Below are 17,104 nucleotides of genomic sequence, written 5' to 3'. Positions count from 1 at the left end.
CTCCTCAGTCGTCCAGCTCGTCGTCCAGGTCGTCGTCGAAGAACACCCACGGGTCGGCGACGTCGCCGTCGTCGTCGTCCTCGTGCAGCAGGAAACCGCGCAGCGCCAGCGTCGCGGCCACCAGCGGGGTGATGTCGACATCCGGTGTTCGCCGGTCCCAGGCCCACGCCTCACCCAGCGGGCGGGTGGTCGCGCCGGCGGCGGCGGTGTCGAGCGACTTCTGTCCCAGGTGTACGACCTGCTCGGCCTCCATCAGATCGGTCAGGTCGCCGCACGCCTGGGCGTACTCGCGGGCCGTCACCTCAAGCAGCACGGTGGTGACGTCGACGTCCTCGTCCTCGTGGAGGTCCTTCAGCAGGGTCTTGATGTGGGTGAGCAGCGACCCGGCCGGCGCGCCCGGGTCGATGACCACGACCAGCGGGTTCTGCGCGATCAGGACCTTGCGCAGGTAGTCCAGGACCCAAGCGGTGCCCGACGCCGAGTGGATCGTCTCGAACATCAGCGTGCCGTCGCCGCGGCGGCCGGCCGCGCTGAGCGTGGCGCGCCGACGATTCACGCTCGGCGACACGTCGACGGACACCGCGGAGCGACCGACCATCGTGGACGCCGGCCGCGCGAGGTCGATCCACGCCGCCATGTCGATGACGCCGCCACCCTTGGCCCGCAACGGCCACAGGCCCAGGCACTCCCGCGCGAAGCCCCGCCCACCGGACGCGTTCAGCATCCGCTTGAGCTTGAGGATCTTCGCGAACGTCAGACGGCCGGACCTCAACGCGGGGTTGGCGCGGGCCCACAGCCGCTTGTCGTCCAGGTCGAGCTTGTCGAACTCGTCGAGATTGCCCTCCAGGCCCCAGTCCCGGTAGCCCAGGTCCTCGTGCAGCCCGGTCTTGAGCACGTTCTCCGCACGGTCCCGCAGCTCGTACAGCACGGCGCCGCCGTCGGCCGTCAACGGCGGCGATGAGGTGTAGATGAACTGCGGGTTGTCGACGGCCAGACCGGTCGGGCCCAGCGCCTCCTGGTCCTCGGCGCTGTAGTCGTACGCCTCGTCGATGATGTTGCAATCGCCGGTAAAGCCGCGGCCCGACGACTTCGAGCGGGCGATGAACTGGATCACCGCGCCGGTGTCCAGCCGCTCGAAACCCTCTTCGCCGTGCGTCGAGTTGATCTTGATGCGGATACCGTCGACCACGACGATGTGGTCGTTGACCTGCGTACCCAACGCCTTGATCAGCCGGCGCATGCGCTTGAACGCCTGCTTGGCCGTCTTGTACTGGTGCGCCGACCACATGATGAGCTGCTCACCCAACAGGAAGAACCCGGCCAGGGCCCTGGCCTCCAGGATCGCGCCCTTGCCGTTCTGCCGGCTGCACAGCTCGCAGTACTCGAAGCAGACCCAGGTGCCCTCGTCGTCGACGCCGAGGATCAGGTCCAGCGAGTCGCGCTGCCACTCGTCGAGCGCCTTGCCGGCGCGCGCCATGAGCGCGGCGGCCTCGGCGCCGTAGGTGTCGACGTAGGGCGGTGCGACCTCAACCCGTGGCCGGGTCGGTACGTCGAGCACGGATCCGGGCGGTGAGGTCGCCAACGCCCACCGCCTTCCCGACGGCTTGTCCGTCCGCCGGCGGCGCGGACTCCGCGGCGGCAGGCGTGCCCGCCGCGGCGGTGCCCTCGCCGCTGTCCGGAGTGGTGTTCGCGCGCCCGGCCTGGCGCAGCTCGGCGATGAGTCCGCGCAGTGCGGTGGCGGTCAGCCGGGCCTCGGTCACGACGTTGCCGATGACGAGGATGAACGTCCGGTCGTCGTCGTTGTCGGGCAGCAGCCGAGCCCACTCGGCCTGGTTGGCGGCCAGCATCGCGTCGTACTTGTCGAGCCGGTCGACCAGGCGGCAGGCCTCCAGCAGGAGGGGTTGTTGCAGCGGGCCGAGCTTGCCGCCCGCGGTCATCACCGACCACAGGTGCCGCCCGCCCCGGCCCAACCCGTGATCACCCTGTTCTTGCAGGTCAGGCCCGGTGTTACGCGTGACGGGCGGCGTCACGGCAGGGCACCTGTCGACGACGCAGAGGGAGTGGTCACCCCTGCTGTGCAGGCGATATCGCCGCTGCCTCAGGGCGGGTGAGTCGACCATCCCACCCCCCGTATTTTCGAGCCTTCCGGGGGGAAAACCGGGCGTTCGCGGGGTCTCCGTGACCTGCGGAAACGTCCTCGCGAGGGGGGTGCCCCCGGGGTGTCCCGACCGGTCACCCGCCCCTGTTTCCGCAGGTCAGGACCTCGACAGCCAGTCGCGCGAGGTGTGCTCCTGACGGGCGTGGAGGCGGTTGCCGCGACGGCTGTTGCACCCGAAGTGCGCGCTGCGCAGGTTGGCGGGGTCCAGCGGGTCGCCACCGAGGGACAGCGGGACGAGGTGGTCGACGCTGAAGCTCCAGCGCGAGCGCGGCATCGGGCCACCGGCGCGCCAGTGACGTGTGTCGATCGGCCGGCGACAGATCCAGCACGGCAAACCCGAGGCACGCAGGGCCGCCTGCAGCGCCCGCCACCGTCCGCCGGAGCGGCCGAGGCTGCGTGCCATGGTCAGGCGCTGCAGCCCAGCAGCACGATGTCGTAGGTGACCGAGCTGCCAGCACCGCTGTTGGCCACGCGCAGCAGGTCGCCGGTGCCCGCGGTGACCGCGTACCCGGTCGAGTCCCCGCTACCTGCCGCCAGGAGCAGAAGGCCCCCGGGACGAACCACCACCCGGTCGTCGGCCGCACCGACCCAGGAGGTGAAGCCGTTGGCCGCCGCACCGCCCACCAGCACGTTGTTGACGTTGCTCGACGCCGCGGTGATCAGGACCGCCTTGACCTTGGTCATCGTGATCGTCGCGCCGAACGCGTCGGCGAGCGAAGCCGCCAGGTCCAGGTCGTCGGTGCCCGACGCCGCGATGGTGCGCCGGTCGCTGAACAGCCGGTCGGCCTGCGCCGCTCCCGTGCCGTTGGCCAGCAGCAGGTTGATGTCGACGGCCAGCGGTGCCAAGGCGCTGACCAGGTCCAGGCTGGACTTCTGGGTCGAGTGCAGACCCACGTGGATACGGCTGTTGAGGGACATGGGTCCTCCCGTGTGGATGGTCTCGGGCTGGTGGTGGTCGTGCCGCCGAGTCCGCCGGGCGGCGGCACGACCGTTCCTCCGCACCCCTGCCGAGGACATGGAGAAGCCCCGGCGGCCGACGGGCTGCCGGGGCTTCAGGAGTGGCTCTACTCGGCACGGGTAACCACGAGGGGCGAAGCGTCCGATGAAGACACTCCACCAAGATGACCGGAGGTTACTTCACCGCTGGTCGGCGTGTCCAACGGCCCTCTCAGCCGCTCGTAGGTGGCGATGGCGGCGCTCACCGAGTACTCGGTGAGGCGGCCCCTGCTGGTGGTGCTGTGCCGGCGGGGCCACCCGTCACGCTGCGCCCACCGCTGCACCGTGCCGACCGGGACGCCGCCGAGCATGACCGAGAGGGCCTCGGCGTCCGTCACGTGCTCGCCCGGCGCGAGCTCCCGGATTCGTGCCTTGATCACCTGACGGCCTCCTGTGCCTGCTGGAGATCGACCCACCGGTGGGCGGGCCACAGGGTGCCGCACTGGGGGCAGCGCAGCGAGCGGTCGCCGGGCCGGGCGTGCAGTCGCTGCCCGCACTGGATCGGGGCGCCGGTGCGGGCGTCCTGGTCGACGAGCACCGGGCACACCCCGACCGGGATGCGACCGCGGGTCTCCCCCGCCAGCTGCGCCAGGACCCGCCGCAGCTCGACCACGTCGGCGGCGAACAGGGCGACCGCGTCCTGCTTGCGGATCCAGCTCCACATGCGCACCAGCACCACCACCTCCCCGGCCACGGTCGGCGCGCCGGTGCGGGCGGGCAGCCCGGTGGACTCGCGCACCCCGTCCGCCCAGTAGGCGAGGGTGGAGAGCACACCGGCCTGGGCGAGCCGGTCGGCGCGGTCCAGCCTGGACAGATCAACCGGCGGTCCGGACCGGTAGACCGTCGCCCCGCGGGGCCCGTCGCCGCCGGACGTGCCGAACTGCACCTCCTCGACGACGAGCGGGTGCAGGCGGACGACGTCGTCCAGCGCGTCGCGCACGACCGTGGCGCACGGGTCGCAGGTCCGGTAACCCTCGGCCGCGAGGTGCGTCTCCCGGATCAGGCAGGGCCCGCGGTCGGAGGTGCCTACCGGCGGTGGCTCGGTCACCGGCGACTCCGGCCGAACACCAGCTTCCACAGCCGCGCCGAGGCGGTCACGTGCGCGTCCACCACCAGCTCGTTGACGCTGGGCCCGTCGACGCGGGTGTCCGGCGTGGTGCTGGTGTAGATGACCTCGGGCTGCGGCCGGGTGGCCGGTTCGACCCGCATCGGTCCGGGGTGCACGTGCACGGTCGGGCGCTCGCCGTCGATCACCACCTGGCGCTCGGCGATCGTTCGCTGCTCGCAGGGGTCGGAGCAGTACTTGGGGATGAGGCCGCGGTCCTGCTCGCGGGCGGGGTGTCGGCAGCGCGACGCCCAGCAGGTCTCGGGTGTCGGGTCGGTCGTGCTGGCCATCGTGGTCGGCCGAGGCGGGTGGGTCACGTGCTGCTCCCGGTGTTGATCAGGGACTGGAGGGCGATCCAGGTGTCGGTGCCGTGCGAGGCTGCGGCGCCCTGGGCGGCCCGCAGGATCAGGCGGGCGAGCTGGTCTGCGTCGGCGTTGCCGTCGACCGTCGCCGAGGCGGACAGGTAGCTGCCGTCGGGTCGGTGGATGGCGACGTTGACGTGGGTGGTGTCGTCGTCGCCGTCCCCGTCGTCGTCGCGTTCGACCATGACCGGGATGTCGGTGAGCTCGTCGTGGGTCTCTGTCGGTGCCATGGCGGATGGCGGTCCTCTCGTCAGGTCTTGCGGGTGGGGTGGTGACGGCTCCAGCGGTCGCCCTTGGGGCAGGTCTCGCGGTGGGGCATGTGCAGGCGTTGGCCGTGCTGGTGCGCGGCGGCCAGCTGCCCGCGCGCGAGCGGCTGCGAGCGGACGCCGCGGTCGTCGACGGTGAGCACCAGGTGCCCGTCGGGCGCGGGGTCGGCGTCGACGGGCAGGAGGTCGCCCTTGGGGTTGGTGGCCCACACGACCGGGTGGTGGCACCAGCCGCACGGCTCCACGTAGGACGCCACGTCGCGCCGGATCTGCTCGGCGGGGCGCAGATGGCGGGCCGGTGTCTCCTGTTCCGGCTCGGGCGCGGCGGGCAGCGCCGGGTGCGCCCGAGCCGGGTCGTGCGCGTCGGCGGCCTGCACGCGCCGCCAGCAGCCCAACCCGACGGTGGCCACGCCGTGGGGTGTGGCGCACTCCTGGCCCTCCGGAGCGCCGCAGCCACGGGGCGGGGCGGGGCACGGGTCGCGCCACACGTCCATGCCGGTGCGGGGCGCGTCGCGGTAGAGCCGGATGCAGTCCTGCCCCACGGGCGCGCCGCAGCCCAGCGGTGGGGCGGGGCAGGCCACGGCCCGCAGGTGCTCCTGTTCCTTCCAGAACTCCGTGGTGCCTTGGTCGTGGGTGCGTCGGCGGGTCACGGCGGTGGGCTCCCCTCGGTGGTGGGACCGGGTCGGGTCTGCGGTGGTGTGGAGGACTTGGGCACCGGCGGTGCGTGTGGCAGGCGTGCGCGCTGGTGGTAGATGTCCGGCGCGTCGCCGGTGCGGACGGGTTGGCCGGTGGGGTGGGAGGTGCTCGACGGCGGCGGGAGCCCGACCCGACCCGGAGACCTCGCAGCGCTGCGCCGTCGTTGTTCGGGCTGCTCAGCGGCTTGTTCGTGATCCACCTGTGGCGTTGGTTCGTCGCTGTCGGCGGTCACCGGTGCCGGTTGCGGATCAACGACGGGATCAACCGCGCGATCAACGACGTGGTGGTCGTGTTGTTGTTGATCGGTGGTTGATTGAACGGTTGGTTCGTCGTTGATCGGGGACATGACCAGCACGAGGTCGAACACGGCGGGACCGCGGCTCATCCAGGCCCGCTTCTCCTGCTCGGTGGGCACCGGGCGCAGCACCATGTCGGCCTCGGCCGGGGTCCTGTGCCCCTTGAAGGTGTTGCACCTCTTGCAGGCCGTGACGAGGTTCTCGCCGTCGCGGCCGGCGGGCTCGTCCGGGTCGATGTGGTCGAAGTTCAGGACACGGCGGAGGTCCTTGAACCGTCCCGACTTCTTGTGCAGGATCCCGGAGCCGCAGTACCGGCAGCAGCCGCCGTCGCGCACCCACACCGCGTGCCGCAGCGCGTAGTTGCGCAGGTCGGCCTTCTGCTGCTTGGCGCGGTCGATCTCCTTGCGCGACGGGTTGCGCTTGAGGAACTTGTGGATGCGGTACGAGAAGCCGGCCACCCACTCGTCGGGCTCGCCCAGGCACGCGCACTCGTCGCCGCGCCGGTGGACCTTGGGCGGGCGGCCGAGGACGGGCATGGTCAGCAGGGCCTGGACGCGCTTGGAGCAGTGCTCGTCCATCTGCGCCTGGGTGAGGTAGCCGTTGTCCTTCGCGACGGAGGTGGCCGAGTGCAGGTCGACCCACCCGGCCTTGAGCGCGTGGATCAGCGGCTTGCTGCCCTCGGCGAGCACCGCCCAGGCCGGGTCACGGGCGAACTCGTCGCCCAGCAGGAAGTAGGTCACCTCAGGCGCTCCGCTGCCCGACGTCGACGGGACCGGGCGCACTGGTAGCGGCGTTCACCGGCGCACACCCAACGGGCGCGGTCGCCGTGCCAGTGCAGGCGGTGGGCCTCGCGGTTGACCAGCTCGGCGAGGGTGCCGTCGGGTGGGTGGGTGGCCAGGCGCGCGATCACGTCGTCGCCGACGTGCCGTGCGACCTCGGCCAGCACGTCGACCACCAGGTGTGGCGCGTCCGCGGCGAGGTCGGCGAGCGCGGCCAGGCGCTCGTCCAGGTCGGTGGAGTCCTGCCGGACGTCCAGGATGAGGCGGCGCGCCAGGCGGTGATGGAACGGAGGCGACGTCATGTCGATCGTCCTCTCTGGACGGTGCACTGCGGAGACGGGCGAGCGGCCCGGCGCTGGGGGGAAGCCAGCACCGGGCCGCGGTGAGGTGGTCCGGGGTCGCTACAGGTCGGCCGCCACCCGGTCGGCCAGGGCGCGCAGCAGGCGTCGGGTGCCGGCGGGCAGCAGCTGGTGACGGTCGGCCAGCTCGTCCACCACGGCGTGCACCGCACGGACAGCCGGGTCGCCGGCGGCGCCGTCGGTCAGCGTGCCGCGCACCGCGTCGATCAGGGTGTCGGCGGCCGAGGTCAGGTCATTCCGGGTCGGGTGCAGCACCATCCACCTCTTCGGGGTCGTCGGATCGGAGCAGGCCGGTGGCGTTGCGCAGGTCGACCGTCGACCGCGCGCCCGGGCCCGGCTCGGGCTTGGGCGCGGGCAGCTCGGCCGGGTACACCGCGCCGTCGGGGTACGGGGTGCTGTCCAGACCGTCGGCGTCGCGGTAGGGCAGCAGCACGCCCCGGTAGTCGCCGCCGATGACCACCAGGACGGGCAGCCGCTGGTGGTAGCGGTACAGCTCGATCGTCTTCTTGCGGGCCTTGGCGATGGTCAGGAACGGGGCCAGCGCCGCCTCGGTGACGTCGGTGCGCGGGCCAGGCTCGATCACCCGGTCGGTCTCGCGGTCGCGCACGGCGGGCCGCAGGTGCACGTCGGACATCAACTGCCACACCGTGGACGGGAACTTGGAGGCGTCGCCGAGGTCGAACGTGTACGACGCGCCCTCGCCGAACAGCGTGCCGCTCTCGGCGACGGTGCACTGGTCGCCGTCCTGGCGGATCTCCACCGTGTGCTCGGACTCGCCCTTGGACATGCGGCGCAGCACGGCGAGCACGGCCGGCACCTGGCCGATCGGCCACAGCATCGCGGGCATGTGGCCCGACGCCAGCACCCACGTGTGCCCGGCGGTCAGCGTGTCGGTGCTGGTGCCGCACAGCAGCGTGGACCGGCCGGGCTCGGCCGAGGCGTAGCCGCGGGCGGTGTGCAGCAGCACCCCGGCCACCGCGCCCATCTCCGGGTCGGTGGCGGCGGTGTGCGACAACGCGGCCAGCAGGCCGATGAACTCCTTGGTCGCGACTCGGACGGCCACTACAGCTCACCGTCCCGCCGGTCGCGCGGTCGCGCGCCCAGGCGGTGGCCCAGCAGCGCGAGCGCGGCCATGGCGACCACCTCGGCCACGACCACCACCCCGCCGATCCAGGCCAGCGTCTCCATGTCAGGCATCGCGATCACCTCCGGTCGGGTACTCGTCGTAGGTGCGGCCTTCCAGCAGCCGCCCGGCGGTCTTCTTGCCCACGCGGCGCAGCACGGCCGAGGTACGGCGGACCACGCGCTCCAGCGCGTCCAGGTCGCCGAGTCCGCCGAGCTCGTGCACCGCGCCGGCCTCGGTCATGGCCACGTCGCCGGCGCGGGCCTGCGTCGGCGCGACCGGGGCCCACTCGCCCCACTGCTTGAACAGGAACGGCACCCCGGCGACCCGGCACTGGGTGCGCAGCCGCAACGCCCAACGCGGGTGCATCGGCCGTGCGCCCGGCCCGGACTCGCCGCCCGCGACCACCCAGTCCAGGGACAGCCCGCCCGGGTCGTTGACGCACGGCCTGCCGGGCAGCTCCGAGCAGCAGCCGCAACGCGGCTGCAACCACGGCCGCAGATCCAGCGGGCCCAGCAACGGCTCGGCGGAGATCCACCGCACGGCGGCCGGGGTGTCCAGCAGCTCCGGGATCCGGCGGTCCGCCGTGATCGCGTCCTCGGTGGACACACCCAGCCACACGTTGGGCAGCGGGGCGGGCGGCTGGTCGGCGCGCATGGCGGCGTCGATCCACGCGCGCATGGCGTCCCACCGCTGCACGGGCATCGGGGCGTCCAGGTTGTCGGCCACCCAGGACGTCGCCGCGTACAGCAGCACGCGCCACCGGTGCCCGTCCGACAGCAGCGCGCGCATCCGCGCGGGCCGCTTGGTCAGCACCTGGTAGGTGTGGTGCGGCGTCAGCGCCATCACCACCCACAGCCGCGCGATCACCTCGTCGGGAACCTCGGCGTGGAACAGGTCGCTGAGGCTGTTGACGAACACCCGGCGAGGCCGCGACCACCGCAGCGGCAGCGCCAACCGCTCCAGGTGGAACGTCAGGCCCGTGGTCGCGCCGATGCCGTCGTGGTCGAACCGGCGGCCCTCCATGCGGAACGGCGGCGTGCGCGGGATGTAGCAGTGCAGGCAGCCCTGCGACACCCGCGTGCAGCCGCGGACGATGTTGAGCGTGGCGTCGGTCCACTCGATCAGCGACAGGTCACCCACGGAAGGCACCTCCAGCGGTCAGGACTGGGTCGGGCGGCAGGCCGCGGGCGATGCGATCGGCGACGTTGTGCAGCGGCACCGTCTTGGACCGCACCGCGGTGATGTGGACGGCCAGGCCCCGCCGGCGGGCGGAGCGCAGAATCTTGAACGCGTCCAACGGCGTCCACTTCGGCGTGCCGGTGAAGTCCCGCACGGCGCCGGAGAGGATCTCGGCGGCGGCGACCCGGGCGCCCTCGTTGTCCGACAGCACCTCGAACTCCGACCCGGCCGGGTACAGGCGGGTCGCGTGCGCCAACGCCAGGAGCTCGAGCGCGTTGCTGGACGTGGTGAAGGGCCACGTGCCGCCGAGCACCCACCCGCCGTCGGTCACCACGCCCCACCCGGAACGCCGGTCGTGCGGCCGGATCGAGCCGTCCACCGCCGCGACGTACCCGTCGCCGCGCATCGTGTCGGGCAGGTCGACCCGGCCGGCGGCCGGGACGCGCACCAGGTCGATCCCGCGCCACAGCGCGAGCGCGTCGCTGCGGCGACGCACGGCCTGCCACGTCACGCGGTCCCGCGCGCCCTGCACCCGGACGGCGGCGGCACGCGCGGCCGTCATGCTCGTCTCCGCTCCCCGCCAGGCCAGGCCGCAGGTCCGGCACGCGGTGTGCCACACCGCGAACCCGTCCAGCGTCCCGCCGATCGACGCGAGCAGGTCATGCCGCCCGGTCAACAGCGCGCACAGCCGCTGCCGGTACAGGCGGGTCACGAGCCCGCCCCGGGCGGCACCCGACGCAGCAGCTCACGCAGCAGCTCGACCACCGCCAGCGAGGCCTGCGCCTGCGCCTCGGCGGCGGCCAGGTGCGCCTCGCGGATACCGGCCTCGCGCAGCTCAAGGAACTGCTCCTCCGGGCCGTCCTCGCCCGCGGACCGGTAGGTGTCGGCGGCGAACGCCAGCAGCCGCCGAGCCTCCGCCTCCTCACCGGCGCCCGGCTCGACCGCCGGTGCCACCGACGACGCGAGAGCGTCGACCAACCACCCTTCGCCGAACGCCAGCTCAGCCACAGGCCATCACCGCCTGCGACACGGCCACCGTCACCGGCAGCAGCACGAACACCACGACCACCGTCACCAGCTCGACGGTCTCCAGCAGGGTCACCAGCCACTCGGGCAGGTCGACCGGGTCACCCACGGCGGTCACCCGCCTTCGCGGCCAGGACCTCCGGGCCGCACCAGCAGGAGAAGTCGTCGACACCGACGCTGTGCGGACGGACCTCGCCGAGGCTGCCCTGGTGGATCACCAGCGGTCGCTGCCCGGCGGTGACGGCGTCCCAGAACTCCAACATCACGTCCCGGTCGCTCACCGTGTCGGTGTGCAGCGGCGCGCGGGCGGCGGCCCGACCGTTGCGCGGGCACGGCGCGATGTGGATGTGCACCACGCACGCCTGCACCGGGCCGTCGTCTCCGATCGTCTCGGAGATCACGCAGTCAGCCACGGCCATCACCGCCCGAGGGCGGGTACAGCCGGTCACCGACCCGGTTCAGCAGGTCCTCCAGGGACAGCGCCCCGTAGTCCTGGCCCTCCAGCCCGAGCATGATCCGCAGCCGAACGCGGGCGGTGGCGACCTCGCGGTGGTAGCCGTCCACGGCCGACTCGGCTCCCACACCGCGCAGCCGCGCCTGGTCGAGCTGGGCACGCAGTCGGCCGATCTCCGCCGAGGCACGCCCGTACGCGCGGTGCGCCTGGCGCAGCAGCCGGTCGCGGGCCGTCTCACGGTCGTAGGCGGCGAGCTCGCGTGCCAGGATCGTGATCGCGGCCTGCCGGTCCCGCACGGTGGCCGTGAGCGTGTCGACGTCGGCGCGCGCGTCGGCCAGCTCGGCGCTGGAGCTCTCCTCCAGCGCCTGGTAGGAGATCAGCGCGACGCGGATCTCGGCCAGCAACGCCGTGTGCGAGGCGAGCACCTGGTGCACGGCCAGGTCGTCGACCAGCCGGGCGGCCTGCACCGCGCTCGCGATCGGCTCGGGCAGCTCGGTCCCGACGCTGTCGATCACGGCGAGCAGCGCGGCCTGCATGACGTGGCCCTGCCACGCCCGGACCGACGCGCCGCCGTCGAGCACGTCCCGCTCGATCTCGAACGTCTCGCCACACGCGCACGTGTCGCCGGCCCCGATCGAGTGCTGCTGCACGACGTCGACCATCAGGTCGACACGGCCGCGGGTGCGGTCGGCGGGCGGCTGCTCCTCGATGGCGAACTCCATCGGCTGGGGCGTCATCCGGGGCGTCATCGCTGGCTCACCACCCCGGTGATCTCGATCGCGGTGGTGACGACGACGCCCTGCTTCGGCTGGTCGACGGGCCCGCAGCCCGTCACCACCAGCACGACGGACAGGACCAGGAGCGCGGCGAACAGGCCGACGGCGGCGCGCCGGATGGCGCGCGGGTGGGTCTGGGGCATGAGCGGCCTCACGGTGGAGAGCGGACGGTGGAGAGCGACGTGGGCCAGGACCAGGACCACGACGACGGACAGGGAGCCGACGACCAGGCCGCCGGAGGCGGGCCCGTCGACGGCGGCGACGGCGGCACCGGCCACCGCGACCAGGACCATGGCGAGGGCGGTCCACAGCACGAGGTGCAGCCACGCGGCCACGACCTCGGCGACGTCGACGGCCAGACGCACGGCGGCGCTCACGCGACCACGACCAGCACGGCCGCGACCGCGTACAGGCCGAGGTGGACCAGCACCATGTTGAGCAGGCCGGGGTGGTCGAAAGGGCGCCGCTGCGCCCAGGCCGGCAGTTGGAGCGGGCGGCGGAACGGGCGCGGCAGGCGCAGCTTGCGCCGCTTGGGCTTGGCGTGCGCGGCCATCACGCACCGGTCCTAGGCTCGGCGCGGGCGTTGATCTGGCCGCGCATCCAGCGCACCTCGGTCAGCAGCTCGTGCTCGTCGCTCGTCGCGGGCAGGCCGAGGGCGTTGGCCAAGTCGGCAATGAGCGCGGCCTGCCGGTCGACCAGCGCCCCGATGCGCTGCAACTGGTTCGCCCGTCGCTCGGCGTGCAGCACCGCCGGCGCGGGCGGCAGGCCCAAGGCGCGGTCGACCGCGTCGACATGGGCGGCGTACTCGTCCACCTCGTCGGCCAGCAACTGCGCCGCGGCGATGTGCCGCTCCATGTCGGCCGCGCGCTGCTCGCCCAGTCCTTCGTTCGGCAGGTACAGGTTCCACACCACGTCTTGCGCGTCGGACACCGCGTCCGCCGGCACGGCGTCACCGTCGGTATCGGCGGTATCGGCGGCCTTCGCCTCGTTGTCCTCCCTGCCGACCACCAGGAGGTCAGCCGGCTGACCCGACACCTGCAACGTGGGCACCACGTGCACGGGGACAGCTCGGACGTCGGCCTGCTCCTGGTCGGCGAGCTCGGCATCGGCCAGCAGATGCGGTCCCCACTCGGCCAGCGGCTCGTCGTCACCCGGCTCGGCGACCGAGTCCACCGGGGCCGCGACGACGTCGCCCGACACCGGGGTCGGCTCGGCCTGCGGGCCGACGACCGCGCGTTGCTCGACGCCGTGGTCGTCCTCGTCAACGTCGACCGCGTCGACCGCGGCCTGGTCCGGCCAGCCGGTGCCGTCCTCGTGCGCGTACAGCACGAGCTGCGCCTGGTCGGCGCGCGAGGTCATCGCCCGCGCGCCGATCTCCAGCAGCCGCCGCAGCAGCGGCGGGGTCGCGGCGCGGGCGGCCACCTCGGTCATCACCGCGCCGATCTCCAGGTCGGCGCCGATCACGGCCTGCAGCGCACCGGTGCCACCACCGGCGGCGAGCATCGCCGTGCGCGTGCTCGCCTCGGCGGCGTCCAGGCGCTCGAGGAACGAGGCGTGCCACTGCGGGGCGGCCATCACGCGCCACCCCGCGCGGCGGCCAGCAGCTCGGAGTCGAGCCTGTTCGCGGTGAACGTGCTCGTGTTGCCCAGCGCCAACAGCATCAGCTGCGTCGGCGAGTCGGCCACGTAGTAGGTCGACGCGTCGAACGCGGCGCGCGCCTGCTCGCGGTACGCGCGCACCAACTGCTGCTGGTGCACCAGCTGCGCGGACAACCCGCGCGGCGACCTCGGCGGCCGGTGCAGCAGCTGCACCGCACGACCCGCCTCGGCGACCTCGGCCAGCGCGGCACGCCGCGCCTGCACCCGGCTCACGACAGGACCCCGGACCACTGCGCGTCGACGGGGGTCTCGACCGCCACGGCGTCGGCGACCTCGGTGTGTACGTCGGCGTGCGGGTCGGCCAGGCCGACGAGCACCGCGACCAGCCGGTCGACGTGCAGGACCGTCGCGCCGACGCCACGGCACGGCTGCCACGCCACCGCCGCGCACGCCGGGCACTCCACCCGCCACGGGTCCACCGTCGGCGCACCCGGCGCGACCACCAGGTCCAGACCGGGCAGCCGCAGGCTCACCAGCAGCGCGTCGAACGCGGCGGCGAGCGCCAGCGGCATCGCGGCCTGGTCGTCCGACAAGAACGCGGCGACCACGTCGGCCATGCTGCGCCGGTGGTCGTCGGCCAGGTGCCCGCGCAGCAGCCGCCCGACGGCGGACGTCACGTCCGGCCGGTGGGCGTGCCGCGGTGGCACCTCAGGTGCCGTAACCTTCATGTCGTTCATGGAGCTGTACCTCCGTGTTCGTGCCGCTCGTGCGCCGGCCATGGCGCCGGGCGGCTTTTCTTCAAGCGGGCTGGGGAAGCGCCAGCGGCAGCAATCCGCGCTGCTGCCGAATTCGGGACTCCAGTTCCTCGACCGTCGGTCCGCCGGCCTGCCAGGCGGCTTGTGCCGCGAGGGCGGGCGGCAGGGAGTCGCGCTCGGCGCGGGCGAGTGCGAGCAGCCGACCGGCGTCTGCGATGGCTCGGGCTCGACTGGTCGTCATCGGACGACCTCGAACAACTGCTCGAACGTCATCCCGGGAAAGGCGCTGAGCGTGGCGGCGATCGCCGCCGGGCCGGGGGCCACCGTGCCGCCGAGGAGCTTGTAGAGGTGGCTGCGGTCCACGCCGATCCGCACGGCCAGGTCGCCAACGGTGGCGATCCCACCGGCGGCCATGGCCCCTTCGAGCTCGTCCCGGCGGACGCGGATGGACGCCCGTCCAGGTGTTGCACTGGTGCTACTAGTGCGTGGCATGCATGCCACATTAGGCGGCGTGTGGCAGGTGTGCAACAGGCAATCTGTTCGAACACGTGCTCGATGAACCGATGCAGTTCGTCACCCACACGGCGTCATTTGAGAGGTTAGGCATGCCTGAGTGGCACGAGTGCCACTACCGTGTGAGGCATGACTGATGCAGTCGGTTATCCCCGGCTTCGCGCCTGGATCGAGCAGAACCTGGCGCGCATGGGCGTCACGATCACTCAGCTCGCACAGACCACGGGACTCGACCGCTCCGGTCTTCAGCGCTGGAAGGCAGGTGCGCTGCGTCCAAGCATCGACAACGCCCGGACTCTGGCGGAAGCGTGCAAACGCCCGCTGCTGGAGCTCCTCGTCGCGGCCGGCTACCTGACCGACGACGAGGCCGACCAGCGCATCGTCGTCACCGCGGCGCCCGAGCAACTGACCAACGAACAGCTAGCCGACGAGGTGCTACGCCGCATGCAAGCGGGGTCCGGCATCGCAACGCAGCCCCGCCGACTGACAGCAGCCGAGATGGCAGCCGAACCCGGCCGCTACGAGCTGATCGGACCCGGCACCCACGAGGCCCGTGACTCAAGTGGGTGAACATCAACCGCGCATCATCAACCAGAGGTGGATGGATGTGAAGCAAGTTCGGCCACTCAGGTGATTCCATACCCCATGGAGTAACGTCCTACGTCACGTAGCGCTGTCACCTACGTGACCGACGAAGCCGCAATTTTGGTAGCTGCCAGCTACGCCGCCGCCCACCTGCTCCCCCACCTGACCCTGCGGGTCATGGACATCGAGGGCGGCCTGTGTGCCGTCGACCACGCCACGAGCACGATCATCGTGAGCCCTGGACTCGACCTCGCCACCGCGACCGACACGATCCGCGCAGCGGTACGTGCCCTGTGTCGGGGTGCAGCGGTCGTCGTCGACGACACAGGTGACGCGGCGTGGTCCACGCCGCTGCAAGCGGAACCCACCACCGCCAGCGGGGAGGTGTGCCCTGCACCAGTCGCTCGTCGCCCTCCCCTGCGCCTAGTGCAACCAATCCAGGAGGGGTAGCCCATGCCCAAACCGAACCCACTCGTCCGGCCAACGCCGGACCGACCTCGGCGCGGCATCGCGTACACCAGACAGTCCACCGCCAAGGAAGAGACGATCTCGGACGCGATCCAGCTGACCGCGATCCGGGAACACTGTGCCCGCAACAACATCATGCTGGTCGGCGACCCGATCTTCGAGCAGCACACCGGCAGGGTGTGGCACAAGCGCGAAGGCGTGAAGCGCGCAATCGCCAAGATCGAGCAGGGCGAAGCCGACGTGATCATCCTGTGGAAGTGGAACCGGCTCAGCCGCATCCGCCGCCACTGGCTCCTCGCCGAGATCCAGATCGAGAACCTCGGCGGCGCCATCGAGTCGGCCACGGAACCAGCGGACCTCACGACCTCGCACGGCAGGTTCAACAAGCATTTGATGATCGACCTCGCCGAACTGCAGTCGGACCTGATCGGCGACTCCTGGCGCGACACCCACGACGACCGTCGACGACGTGGCCTGCCCGCCTCAGGCGGTCGTAGGTACGGCTACACGCGACTGCGGGTGGCCGGCGAGCCCGAGCGGTACGTGCCGAACGAGCCCGAGGCCGAAGTGCTCAAGTGGGCTTACTCCGCCTACAACGAAGGCCGCGGGTTCAACAGCATCGCGTGGGAACTGAACCGTCGCGGCATTCCAGGAATCACCGGAAAGCAGTGGTCTGAGACATCGCTCAGCAACCTCATGGACAGTGGTTTCGCTGCCGGGGTGCTCGCCAGGACTCCGGATCGCCATGACGGCAGAACCGTGCGGCAGTCTTTCCCTGAGCGCATGTGGATCGACGGTGCCCACGACTCGATTCTCGATGACGGCGTATGGGAAACGTACAAACGGTCCCGACTCAACCGCAGCACCGAAGCGGCCCGCAACATTACGCCAGCACATGACCTCGCCGGGCTGGTCCGATGCGGTGACTGCGACTGGCCGATGCATAAGCGCCCCGGGAAGCCCACCCCCCAATACGTGTGCTCACAGTGGAAGACGACAGGTTCCGTGCCGTATGTAGGCAGCTCGCAGAACCTTGTCAGACAGTCCGTCCTCAAATGGCTACAAGAGCTGGCGTCCGAGGTGGAGGAAGCAGCCAGCCACGCCGAGGTTGTCCGCGCCGACCGGCTGAAGGCCCGGACGGATGTCGAACTGGCCGCCGCCGACGTGGTGGCGATCGACAAGAGACTCGACAAGGCCACCAGGCAGCAACTGGACGACATCATCCCGGAGTCGACGTACATCAGGATCCGCGACGAGCTCCTGGCGGAGCGGAAAGCGGCGAGCGAGCGGCTCGCCATCGCCGAGCAGGCCGCCGCCGGGCCCGAGTTCTCGCCCGTGCAGGTTGCCCAGGGGCTGCTTGAGGAGTGGGACACGCTCTCGGTGGAAGCCCGCCGCAACCTGCTGAAACGACTGATCAGACGTGTTCGTGTGATCCCGCTGAGACGTCCAGGCAAGGCTAACGAGATCAAGATCGAACCGACATGGGCAGCCTAGGTCTATCACCACGCACGTCGTTCGTAGTGCGTGGTGTAACACCCTGGTAGTTGCCGGTGGCAAAGCACACGTGGAGCGCGGCATGCCGGCCTCCGCATGATCGAGGGGCCGGG

General features: G+C 71.8%; 29 protein-coding genes. 2 read left to right on the top strand and 27 right to left on the bottom strand.

Annotated features, from left to right (window positions below; genetic code table 11):
• Positions 1-4: 4 nt before the first annotated feature.
• The 27 genes from ACZ7GX_RS40460 to ACZ7GX_RS40330 form a co-directional block, all read right to left on the bottom strand.
• Entirely contained in the window at positions 5-1,558 is a 1,554-nt protein-coding gene (locus ACZ7GX_RS40460; RefSeq protein ID WP_498785193.1) for a terminase large subunit domain-containing protein, read from the bottom strand.
• Positions 1,527-2,030: a hypothetical protein gene (locus ACZ7GX_RS40455; RefSeq protein WP_498785191.1), complete on the bottom strand. Its 504-nt coding sequence runs from the start codon at positions 2,028-2,030 to the stop codon at positions 1,527-1,529. Before ACZ7GX_RS40455 ends, ACZ7GX_RS40460 begins: the two co-directional genes overlap by 32 nt.
• Before the next feature lie 225 nt (positions 2,031-2,255).
• Positions 2,256-2,432, bottom strand: coding sequence for an HNH endonuclease (locus ACZ7GX_RS40450; protein ID WP_498785189.1), 177 nt, complete (start codon positions 2,430-2,432; stop codon positions 2,256-2,258).
• A 131-nt stretch (positions 2,433-2,563) separates the two neighbouring features.
• A complete protein-coding gene (locus tag ACZ7GX_RS40445) occupies positions 2,564-3,076 on the bottom strand; it encodes a hypothetical protein (RefSeq protein ID WP_498785187.1) in 513 nt (170 codons plus the stop codon).
• 146 nt (positions 3,077-3,222) lie between these two features.
• Entirely contained in the window at positions 3,223-3,534 is a 312-nt protein-coding gene (locus ACZ7GX_RS40440) for a hypothetical protein (RefSeq protein WP_498785185.1), read from the bottom strand.
• Entirely contained in the window at positions 3,531-4,202 is a 672-nt protein-coding gene (locus ACZ7GX_RS40435) for a hypothetical protein (protein WP_498785183.1), read from the bottom strand. The genes ACZ7GX_RS40440 and ACZ7GX_RS40435 overlap by 4 nt, the downstream gene beginning before the upstream one ends.
• Positions 4,199-4,576, bottom strand: coding sequence for a hypothetical protein (locus ACZ7GX_RS40430; protein ID WP_498785181.1), 378 nt, complete (start codon positions 4,574-4,576; stop codon positions 4,199-4,201). Before ACZ7GX_RS40430 ends, ACZ7GX_RS40435 begins: the two co-directional genes overlap by 4 nt.
• The gene (locus tag ACZ7GX_RS40425; protein ID WP_498785179.1) at positions 4,573-4,851 is read right to left on the bottom strand and encodes a hypothetical protein; all 279 of its coding nucleotides are present in this window, start codon (positions 4,849-4,851) and stop codon (positions 4,573-4,575) included. Before ACZ7GX_RS40425 ends, ACZ7GX_RS40430 begins: the two co-directional genes overlap by 4 nt.
• 20 nt (positions 4,852-4,871) lie before the next feature.
• Positions 4,872-5,537 (bottom strand): hypothetical protein, encoded by a 666-nt coding sequence (locus tag ACZ7GX_RS40420; RefSeq protein ID WP_498785176.1) that lies wholly within the window; start codon positions 5,535-5,537, stop codon positions 4,872-4,874.
• Positions 5,534-6,619: an HNH endonuclease gene (locus tag ACZ7GX_RS40415; protein WP_498785174.1), complete on the bottom strand. Its 1,086-nt coding sequence runs from the start codon at positions 6,617-6,619 to the stop codon at positions 5,534-5,536. Before ACZ7GX_RS40415 ends, ACZ7GX_RS40420 begins: the two co-directional genes overlap by 4 nt.
• Positions 6,616-6,960, bottom strand: a complete 345-nt coding sequence (locus ACZ7GX_RS40410) for a hypothetical protein (protein ID WP_498785172.1) — start codon at positions 6,958-6,960, stop codon at positions 6,616-6,618. The genes ACZ7GX_RS40415 and ACZ7GX_RS40410 overlap by 4 nt, the downstream gene beginning before the upstream one ends.
• 99 nt (positions 6,961-7,059) lie before the next feature.
• On the bottom strand, positions 7,060-7,272 hold the full coding sequence (locus ACZ7GX_RS40405; RefSeq protein ID WP_498785170.1) for a hypothetical protein: 213 nt from the start codon (positions 7,270-7,272) through the stop codon (positions 7,060-7,062).
• Positions 7,250-8,080 (bottom strand): hypothetical protein, encoded by an 831-nt coding sequence (locus ACZ7GX_RS40400; protein WP_498785168.1) that lies wholly within the window; start codon positions 8,078-8,080, stop codon positions 7,250-7,252. Before ACZ7GX_RS40400 ends, ACZ7GX_RS40405 begins: the two co-directional genes overlap by 23 nt.
• Positions 8,080-8,214 carry a hypothetical protein gene (locus ACZ7GX_RS40395; RefSeq protein ID WP_498785166.1) on the bottom strand — a complete coding sequence of 45 codons (135 nt, stop codon included), beginning with the start codon at positions 8,212-8,214 and terminating at the stop codon, positions 8,080-8,082. The genes ACZ7GX_RS40400 and ACZ7GX_RS40395 overlap by 1 nt, the downstream gene beginning before the upstream one ends.
• Positions 8,207-9,283 carry a DUF5131 family protein gene (locus ACZ7GX_RS40390; RefSeq protein ID WP_498785164.1) on the bottom strand — a complete coding sequence of 359 codons (1,077 nt, stop codon included), beginning with the start codon at positions 9,281-9,283 and terminating at the stop codon, positions 8,207-8,209. Before ACZ7GX_RS40390 ends, ACZ7GX_RS40395 begins: the two co-directional genes overlap by 8 nt.
• Positions 9,276-10,034, bottom strand: coding sequence for a hypothetical protein (locus ACZ7GX_RS40385; protein ID WP_498785162.1), 759 nt, complete (start codon positions 10,032-10,034; stop codon positions 9,276-9,278). The genes ACZ7GX_RS40390 and ACZ7GX_RS40385 overlap by 8 nt, the downstream gene beginning before the upstream one ends.
• Positions 10,031-10,330, bottom strand: coding sequence for a hypothetical protein (locus ACZ7GX_RS40380; RefSeq protein ID WP_498785160.1), 300 nt, complete (start codon positions 10,328-10,330; stop codon positions 10,031-10,033). The genes ACZ7GX_RS40385 and ACZ7GX_RS40380 overlap by 4 nt, the downstream gene beginning before the upstream one ends.
• A complete protein-coding gene (locus ACZ7GX_RS40375) occupies positions 10,323-10,457 on the bottom strand; it encodes a hypothetical protein (RefSeq protein WP_498785158.1) in 135 nt (44 codons plus the stop codon). Before ACZ7GX_RS40375 ends, ACZ7GX_RS40380 begins: the two co-directional genes overlap by 8 nt.
• Positions 10,450-10,761, bottom strand: coding sequence for a hypothetical protein (locus ACZ7GX_RS40370; protein ID WP_498785156.1), 312 nt, complete (start codon positions 10,759-10,761; stop codon positions 10,450-10,452). The genes ACZ7GX_RS40375 and ACZ7GX_RS40370 overlap by 8 nt, the downstream gene beginning before the upstream one ends.
• On the bottom strand, positions 10,754-11,551 hold the full coding sequence (locus tag ACZ7GX_RS40365) for a hypothetical protein (RefSeq protein ID WP_498785154.1): 798 nt from the start codon (positions 11,549-11,551) through the stop codon (positions 10,754-10,756). Before ACZ7GX_RS40365 ends, ACZ7GX_RS40370 begins: the two co-directional genes overlap by 8 nt.
• Positions 11,548-11,955 carry a hypothetical protein gene (locus ACZ7GX_RS40360; RefSeq protein ID WP_498785152.1) on the bottom strand — a complete coding sequence of 136 codons (408 nt, stop codon included), beginning with the start codon at positions 11,953-11,955 and terminating at the stop codon, positions 11,548-11,550. Before ACZ7GX_RS40360 ends, ACZ7GX_RS40365 begins: the two co-directional genes overlap by 4 nt.
• Entirely contained in the window at positions 11,952-12,134 is a 183-nt protein-coding gene (locus ACZ7GX_RS40355; protein WP_498785150.1) for a hypothetical protein, read from the bottom strand. The genes ACZ7GX_RS40360 and ACZ7GX_RS40355 overlap by 4 nt, the downstream gene beginning before the upstream one ends.
• A complete protein-coding gene (locus ACZ7GX_RS40350; protein ID WP_498785149.1) occupies positions 12,131-13,153 on the bottom strand; it encodes a hypothetical protein in 1,023 nt (340 codons plus the stop codon). The genes ACZ7GX_RS40355 and ACZ7GX_RS40350 overlap by 4 nt, the downstream gene beginning before the upstream one ends.
• Complete coding sequence (locus ACZ7GX_RS40345) at positions 13,153-13,449, bottom strand: hypothetical protein (RefSeq protein WP_498785147.1); 297 nt, start codon at positions 13,447-13,449, stop codon at positions 13,153-13,155. The genes ACZ7GX_RS40350 and ACZ7GX_RS40345 overlap by 1 nt, the downstream gene beginning before the upstream one ends.
• Positions 13,446-13,913 carry a hypothetical protein gene (locus tag ACZ7GX_RS40340; RefSeq protein ID WP_498785146.1) on the bottom strand — a complete coding sequence of 156 codons (468 nt, stop codon included), beginning with the start codon at positions 13,911-13,913 and terminating at the stop codon, positions 13,446-13,448. Before ACZ7GX_RS40340 ends, ACZ7GX_RS40345 begins: the two co-directional genes overlap by 4 nt.
• A gap of 61 nt (positions 13,914-13,974) precedes the next feature.
• Positions 13,975-14,172, bottom strand: a complete 198-nt coding sequence (locus tag ACZ7GX_RS40335) for a hypothetical protein (RefSeq protein ID WP_498785144.1) — start codon at positions 14,170-14,172, stop codon at positions 13,975-13,977.
• Positions 14,169-14,423: a transcriptional regulator gene (locus ACZ7GX_RS40330; protein ID WP_498785142.1), complete on the bottom strand. Its 255-nt coding sequence runs from the start codon at positions 14,421-14,423 to the stop codon at positions 14,169-14,171. The genes ACZ7GX_RS40335 and ACZ7GX_RS40330 overlap by 4 nt, the downstream gene beginning before the upstream one ends.
• Positions 14,424-14,573: 150 nt before the next feature.
• Here ACZ7GX_RS40330 and ACZ7GX_RS40325 point away from each other — a divergent pair, with 150 nt between their 5' ends.
• On the top strand, positions 14,574-15,014 hold the full coding sequence (locus tag ACZ7GX_RS40325; protein ID WP_498785140.1) for a helix-turn-helix domain-containing protein: 441 nt from the start codon (positions 14,574-14,576) through the stop codon (positions 15,012-15,014).
• Between the two features lie 468 nt (positions 15,015-15,482).
• Positions 15,483-16,991, top strand: a complete 1,509-nt coding sequence (locus tag ACZ7GX_RS40320) for a recombinase family protein (RefSeq protein ID WP_498785138.1) — start codon at positions 15,483-15,485, stop codon at positions 16,989-16,991.
• Positions 16,992-17,104: the final 113 nt, after the last annotated feature.

This window comes from Actinosynnema sp. NPDC037264 (genome assembly GCF_055603705.1).
Note: the sequence above shows the minus strand (reverse complement) of the source record. Positions and strands in the feature narration are given on the sequence as shown.